Below are 383 nucleotides of genomic sequence, written 5' to 3'. Positions count from 1 at the left end.
CCTCCCCCACCAGGAGGACGAGGGCGCGCTCCATCGCCGTCGGCTGCAGCTTGCCGACCTGGTGCCCGTGCGGGTGGTCGAAGAACGCGAGCAGGCACAGCAGGAGCGTGATGACGAGCGTGACGCTGCCCATGAGCAGGCCCTGCGTCGCGGCACGCTCCGCGGAGTCGGCGAAGAAGAGCAGGAAGACGAAGACGGTCGCGGAGACGACGAAGAGGACGAGCCACAGCGGCAGCGGGATCAGGCCCTCCGCGCCGTGCACGCGGGACTGGCGGGCGTCCTCGCGGGCCGCGGTCTGGTCCATCCACCGGTCGTAGGCGGACTGCTGGGTGTCCGACGCGGGCACGACGTCGCGCACCGTCCGGTAGAGCGCGACCCCCCAC

Annotated in this window: 1 protein-coding gene; it reads right to left on the bottom strand. The window is 72.1% G+C overall.

Annotated elements, in window-relative coordinates:
- Positions 1 to 383, bottom strand: a 383-nt coding sequence (locus tag G3I78_RS50800; RefSeq protein ID WP_203616633.1) for a hypothetical protein, incomplete at both ends; no start/stop codon positions are given.

Origin of the sequence: Streptomyces sp. SID13726 (genome assembly GCF_010548375.1) — a bacterium.
In the GTDB taxonomy this organism is placed as follows: domain Bacteria; phylum Actinomycetota; class Actinomycetes; order Streptomycetales; family Streptomycetaceae; genus Streptomyces.
This window is presented reverse-complemented; position numbering and strand designations above follow the sequence as displayed.